General features: G+C 73.0%; 4 protein-coding genes and 1 pseudogene. 4 read left to right on the forward strand and 1 reads right to left on the reverse strand.

Features of this window, described 5'->3' with window-relative positions; translation table 11 throughout:
- From ACJA3G_RS27200 to ACJA3G_RS27210, 3 genes and pseudogenes are all read left to right on the forward strand, one after another.
- Window positions 1–956 (forward strand): annotated as a pseudogene (locus tag ACJA3G_RS27200) (S1C family serine protease); the annotation flags it as partial.
- An 81-nt stretch (window positions 957–1,037) separates the two neighbouring features.
- Window positions 1,038–1,772: a response regulator transcription factor gene (locus ACJA3G_RS27205; RefSeq protein WP_406555683.1), complete on the forward strand. Its 735-nt coding sequence runs from the start codon at window positions 1,038–1,040 to the stop codon at window positions 1,770–1,772.
- A gap of 26 nt (window positions 1,773–1,798) precedes the next feature.
- Window positions 1,799–3,187, forward strand: a complete 1,389-nt coding sequence (locus ACJA3G_RS27210) for a sensor histidine kinase (RefSeq protein WP_406555686.1) — start codon at window positions 1,799–1,801, stop codon at window positions 3,185–3,187.
- 88 nt (window positions 3,188–3,275) lie between these two features.
- Here the strand turns inward: ACJA3G_RS27210 and ACJA3G_RS27215 are convergent, their stop codons facing one another.
- Complete coding sequence (locus tag ACJA3G_RS27215; RefSeq protein WP_406555684.1) at window positions 3,276–5,123, reverse strand: bifunctional metallophosphatase/5'-nucleotidase; 1,848 nt, start codon at window positions 5,121–5,123, stop codon at window positions 3,276–3,278.
- Window positions 5,124–5,333: 210 nt separating this feature from the next.
- Between ACJA3G_RS27215 and mshD the strand changes: the two genes are divergently transcribed.
- Window positions 5,334–6,272, forward strand: a complete 939-nt coding sequence (mshD, locus tag ACJA3G_RS27220) for a mycothiol synthase (RefSeq protein WP_406555685.1) — start codon at window positions 5,334–5,336, stop codon at window positions 6,270–6,272.
- Window positions 6,273–6,292 lie beyond the last annotated feature (20 nt).

Genomic DNA, 6,292 nt, shown 5'->3' on the forward strand with positions numbered 1-6,292 from the left:
CCCCCCGCCCACGGCCGCGCCCGCCGCTCCGTCGGGCTTCTCGCCGCCGTCGCGATCGCCGCCGCGGCCGTGGCGGGGGGACCGCCACCCTCGTGGAGCGGTGGGCCGGTGACGACACCAGCGCCAGCGCGCCCGGCGTTCCGGGCACGAACGCCTCCAGGAGCACCGCCGGGACCGTCTCCGGCGTCGCCCAGGCCGTCTCGCCCAGCATCGTGGAGATCAGCGCGACCTCCACCTCCGGGGAGTCCACCGGATCGGGCGTGATCATCACCTCCGGCGGTGAGATCGTCACGAACAACCACGTCATCGCGGGCGCCGACGAGGTCAAGGTGCGGACCAGCGACGGCAAGACGTACCCCGCGAGCGTCGTCGGCACGGACCCGGACAAGGACCTCGCGCTCATCAAGGTGCGCGGGGCGAGCGGGCTCAAGACCGCGAGTCTCGGCAACTCCGACCACCTCCGGGTCGGGGACCAGGTCGTCGCCATCGGCTCCCCCGAGGGCCTGACCGGCACCGTCACCAGCGGCATCATCTCCGCCCTCAACCGTGACGTCACCGTCGCCAAGGAGCAGGGGCAGGGCCAGGGACAGGACCAGCAGGGGCAGGGGCGGCAGCGCGGCGGCTGGCCCTTCGAGTTCGGCGGGCAGCAGTTCAACGGTGACACCGGCTCGTCCAAGACCACGTACAAGGCCATCCAGACCGACGCCTCGCTCAACCCGGGCAACTCCGGCGGCGCCCTGATCGACATGAACGGCAACATCGTCGGCATCAACTCCGCGATGTACAGCCCCAGTTCCGCCAATACCCAGTCCTCCGCCTCGGCGGGCAGCATCGGGCTCGGGTTCGCCATCCCCGTCAACACCGTCAAGGCCGACCTCGCCTCCCTCCGCGCCGGCGGCAGCAGCGGCGGCGGTGGCGACAGCAGCAGCGGCGGTGGCGGGTTCGGCGACAGCTGATCCTCACCCCCGGCGCAGGCCCGGCATGCGACGCTGGACAGCGCCCGCCCCGATTCGAACCCCGAGGAAGACCCCAGACCGATGAGCCCCGCAGCCGCCGAGGACGACACCCAGCGCATCCTGATCGTCGACGACGAGCCCGCCGTCCGCGAGGCGCTCCAGCGCAGCCTCGCCTTCGAGGGGTACGGGACGGAGGTCGCCGTCGACGGGCTGGACGCCCTGGCCAAGGCGGAGGCGTACCGGCCCGATCTGATCGTCCTCGACATCCAGATGCCCCGGATGGACGGGCTGACCGCCGCCCGGCGGCTGCGCGGCGCCGGATCCACCACCCCGGTGCTGATGCTCACCGCGCGCGACACCGTCGGCGACCGCGTCACCGGCCTCGACGCGGGCGCGGACGACTACCTGGTCAAGCCGTTCGAGCTGGACGAGCTGTTCGCCCGTATCCGCGCCCTGCTGCGCCGCAGTTCGTACGCCGGGCAGGCGGGCGGCGAGCAGCCCGACGACAACGTCCTGGCCTTCGGCGACCTGCGCATGGACCTGGCGACCCGGGAGGTGACCCGGGGCGAGCGGGTGGTGGAGCTGACCCGTACGGAGTTCACGCTCCTGGAGATGTTCCTGGCCCACCCCCGCCAGGTCCTCACCCGTGAGCAGATCCTCAAGGCGGTCTGGGGCTTCGACTTCGAGCCGTCGTCCAACTCCCTCGACGTGTACGTCATGTACCTGCGCCGCAAGACCGAGGCGGGCGGCGAGCCGCGCGTGGTCCACACCGTGCGCGGGGTGGGGTACGCCCTGCGCTCGGGCGGCGCGGAGTGAACGGAGTCGTCCGCCGGTACCGGGCGATGCCGCTGCGGTCGCGGCTCGCGCTGCTGGTGGCGACGGCCGTGGCGGTCGCGGTCGCGGCCGTGTCGGTGGCGTGCTGGCTGCTGACCCGGGCCCAGCTCGGCGAGGAGCTGGACAACACGCTGCGCAACACCAGCGCCCCGCCCACGCTGGTGCAGGCCGCGCTCGCCTCCTGCGGGGCCCCGGCGACGGTGCCCGACGACCAGCGGTCGGGGTTCGCCTACATCCAGGTCGTCCTGATCGACGGCACCCGCTGCGCGGCCCCCGAGTCGCCGCCGGTGCAGGTCGGCGCCCAGGACGTGGCCGTGGCGCGGGGCCACCGGCTCGACGCCCTGCACACCGCCGTCACCGACGGCGGAGTGGACGTCCGCGTGCACACCCAGCGCCAGCAGATCGCGGGCCGGGTGGTCACCGTGTCGCTCTCCCGGCCGCTCACCGAGATCGACTCCTCGCTCAACCGGCTGGCGCTGCTCCTGACGGGGCTCGCCGGGGCCGGGGTCGTGGCGGGCGGCGCCGCCGGTCTGTGGGTCGCGCGCACGGGCCTGCGTCCCGTGGACCGGCTGACCGACACCGTCGAGCACGTGGCCCGCACCGAGGACCTCACCGTCCGTATCCCGGTGGAGGGCGAGGACGAGATCGCCCGGCTCTCGCGCTCCTTCAACGCGATGACCGCCGCCCTCGCCTCCTCGCGCGACCGGCAGTCGCAGCTGATCGCGGACGCGGGGCACGAGCTGCGCACCCCGCTCACCTCGCTGCGGACCAACATCGAGCTGCTGGCGCGGAGCGAGGAGACCGGCCGGGCCATCCCGGCCGCCGACCGCAAGGCGCTGATGGCCTCCGTCAAGGCGCAGATGACCGAGCTCGCCGCGCTGATCGGGGACCTCCAGGAGCTGTCCCGGCCGGACGCGGTCCGCGCGGGGCCGCTGGAGGTCGTCGCCTTCCACGACACCGTCCGGGTCGCCCTGGAGCGGGCCCGGCTGCGCGGCCCCGAGCTGGAGTTCAGGGCCGGGCTGGCGCCCTGGTACGTACGGGCGGAGCCGGCGGCCCTGGAGCGGGCGATCGTCAACGTGCTGGACAACGCGGTGAAGTTCAGCCCGCCGCGCGGCACCGTCGAGGTCACCCTCGACCGGGGCGCCCTGACCGTGCGCGACCAGGGCCCCGGCATCCCCGCCGATGAACTCCCGCACGTCTTCGAGCGGTTCTGGCGCTCGCCCTCGGCCCGCTCGCTGCCGGGTTCGGGGCTCGGGCTGTCCATCGTGGCCCGTACGGTCCAGCACGCGGGCGGCACGATCACGCTCGGCGCGGCGGCGGACGGCGGCGCCGGCACGGTGGCCACGGTCCGCCTGCCGGGCGCCCCCACCCCGCCGCCCGCCGCCCCGGGGATGTGAGAAGGGGCGCCGGGAAGATCCCGGCGCCCCTTTTCCCGTACGAGGGAAGCCGACTACGTACGAGGGAAGTCGGCCACGACGGAAGTCGCTACTCGCCCGCCACCTTGCCCACGACCGTGATCCGGCCGCCGGCCGGGGGCGCGAGCGGTGCGGCGGCCGAGGAGTTCGCGGCCAGGTAGGCGTTGAAGACGTCCAGGTCGGAGGCGCCGACCAGCTTGTTCTTGCCCTGGCCGAGGGCGGCGAAGCCGTCGCCGCCGCCCGCGAGGAACTCGTTCATGGCGACGCGGTAGGTCTTCGCCGGGTCGAGCGCGACCCCGTTCAGCCGGACCGTGTCCACCAGGACGCGGTCCGCGCCCGTCCGGGTCATGTCGAGCGTGTAGCTGAAGCCCTTCGACACCTGGAGGATCTTCGGCGTGGCCGCGTTGCCGCCGCTGACCTGCTGCTGGAGGGCCTGGACGAGCTGGGCGCCGGTCAGGTCGACGACGTTCATCATGTTGGTGAACGGCTGGACCGTGAACGCCTCGCCGTAGGTGACGACCCCGTCGCCCTCGCCGCCGCTCGCCTTGTACACGAGGTCGGAGCGGATGCCGCCCGGGTTCATGAAGGCGAGCTGGGCGCCGCCCTTGTCGGCCGGGGAGAGCCCGGCGAGCTGCGCGTCCGCGATCAGGTCGCCGAGGGGCTTCTCGGGCGCCTCGGAGCCCCGGCCGTTGATGTCGGCGGAGATGTAGCCCTGCGGGCGGCCCGCGATCGGGGCGGCCAGCTTGTTCCAGCGGGCGATCAGGTCGGTGATGTCCTTCGCCTTGGCCTGGTCGCGGCTGACCACGCGGTTCACCGACTTCGGCGACTTCACGGCGGTCCGGACGATGTCCTTGGTCCGCTTGTCGTAGGTGAGCGTGGTCTCGGTGAAGAGCTTGCCGTAGGAGGCCGCCGAGGTGACCATGCGCGGGTTGCCCGCCGGGTCGGGGATCGTGCAGGTGTAGGCCTGGTGGGTGTGGCCGGTGATCAGCGCGTCCACCTTGGGCGTGACGCCCTTGGCGATGTCCACGATCGGGCCGGAGAGACCGCTGCCGGGACCGGCCGAGTCGCAGTCGTAGTTGTACGCGTTGGTCGTCGGCATCCCGCCCTCGTGGATCAGCGCCACGATGGACTTCACGCCCTGCCGGTCGAGCTCCTTGGCGTACTTGTTGATCGTCTCGATCTCGTCGTGGAACTTCAGGCCCTTGACGCCGGAGGCGGTCACGACGTCCGGGGTGCCCTCCAGGGTCACGCCGATGAAGCCGATCTTGACGCCGTTCTTCTTCCAGACCGTGTACGGCTTGAGGATCGGCCTGCCGGTCTTCTCGCTGGTCACATTGGCGGCCAGATACGGGAAGTCGGCGCCCCGGAACTTCTTGCCCTTCTCGTAGCAGCCCTCGACCGGGTGGCAGCCGCCGTTCTGCATCCGGGCCAGCTCGACCGCGCCCTCGTCGAACTCGTGGTTGCCCACGGCCGTCACATCGAGGTCGATCCTGTTGAGCGCCTCGATGGTCGGCTCGTCGTGGAAGAGGCCGGAGAGCAGCGGGCTGGCGCCGATCATGTCGCCGCCCGTGGCGGTGATCGAGTACGGGTGGCCCTTGCGCGCGGTGCGCAGCGAGGACGCCAGGTACTCGACGCCGCCGGCCGGTATGGACTTCACGGTCCCGTCCGGCTGCTTCTCGTTGACGGCCCCGGCCGAGCCGGCCGGCGGCTCCAGGTTGCCGTGCAGGTCGTTGAAGGAGAGGAGCTGGACGTCCACCGTCCGCGCGGGCTTCGGGTGCCCGTGGCCGTGGCCCCTGTCGTGGGCGTCGGCGGCGGGCATCGCGGCGATGAGCGCGCCGAGCGTGGTGAGGCCGGCGGCTGCCGCCAGGACCCGGCGGCCGGCACGGCCGCCGTGGTGCTTCCGGGGTGTCGCTGTCATCTCTCCCCTAAACGATTCAGCTGGTGGTGGAGCGTGGTGTGCGCCCGGGACTGCGGGCCGGTCGCGCGGTGGCCGAAACCCGGTGGCCGGGCCGCCGCGAGCGGAAGCCTAGGGTCAACGCGCGTAGCGCGACAGGGGGATGCGGTTACGGGATGGTTGCCGTTTGTCGGTACGTCAGGTTTTGCCCCCGGTCGCCGTAGGCTCGTACCCATGACGACCGACCCCGCCGTGCCCGGCCCCTCCGGACGTGAGATCCGGACCCTCGACGAGCTCACCCACTCCCAGGCCCAGGAGGTGCTCGCGCTGCTCGCCGAGGCCGCCCGGACCGACGGGCAGCAGGCCGTGTCCGAGCAGGGCCGGCTCCAGCTGCGGGGCGGCCGGCGGCCCGGGATCCGCCACTTCCTGCTCACGGTCACCTCGGCCCAGGGGTCCGAGCTGATCGGGTACGCGCAGCTGGAGGACACCGACCCCGTCGAGGCGCCCGCCGCCGAGCTCGTCATCCACCCCGCCCACCGGGGGCGCGGCCACGGCCGGGCGCTCGGCTCGGCGCTGCTCGGCGCCTCCGGCAAGCGGCTGCGGGTGTGGGCGCACGGCGGGCACTCCGCCGCCCGCCACCTCGCCCAGGTCCTGGGCCTCACCCTGTTCCGCGAACTGCGCCAGATGCGGCGGCCGTTGGGCCCGGCCGACATCGCGGAGCCGGTGTACCCGCCGGGCGTGAGCGTACGGACCTTCGTCTCCGGGGAGGACGACGCGGAGTGGCTGGCCGTGAACGCGGCGGCCTTCTCCCACCACCCCGAGCAGGGCGCGCTCACCCAGCGCGACCTCGACGACCGCAAGGCGGAGCCCTGGTTCGACCCGAAGGGCTTCTTCCTGGCCGAGCGCGAGGGCCGGATCGTGGGCTTCCACTGGACGAAGGTGCACACGGCGGAGAGCATCGGGGAGGTGTACGTGGTGGGCATCCGGCCCGACGCACAGGGCGGGGGCCTGGGCAAGGCCCTCACCGCGACGGGGCTGCGGCACCTCGCGGCGGAGGGACTGCCGGCGGCGATGCTGTACGTGGACGCGGACAACACGGCGGCGGTCACCGTGTACGAGCGGCTGGGGTTCACCACGCACGAGGTGGATCTGATGTACCGCACGGAGTCCTGAGCCCCGACCCGCCAGGGGGG

It is taken from the genome of Streptomyces sp. YS-3, assembly GCF_045257485.1.
Taxonomy (GTDB): domain Bacteria; phylum Actinomycetota; class Actinomycetes; order Streptomycetales; family Streptomycetaceae; genus Streptomyces.

What these genes read in the sequence shown, in the direction of transcription:
- ACJA3G_RS27205 (WP_406555683.1), top strand. Translation starts at nt 1,038, where the DNA reads ATGAGCCCCGCAGCCGCCGAGGACGACACCCAGCGCATCCTGATCGTC.
- ACJA3G_RS27210 (WP_406555686.1), top strand. Translation starts at nt 1,799, where the DNA reads ATGCCGCTGCGGTCGCGGCTCGCGCTGCTGGTGGCGACGGCCGTGGCG.
- ACJA3G_RS27215 (WP_406555684.1), bottom strand. Translation starts at nt 5,123, where the DNA reads ATGACAGCGACACCCCGGAAGCACCACGGCGGCCGTGCCGGCCGCCGG.
- mshD (WP_406555685.1), top strand. Translation starts at nt 5,334, where the DNA reads ATGACGACCGACCCCGCCGTGCCCGGCCCCTCCGGACGTGAGATCCGG.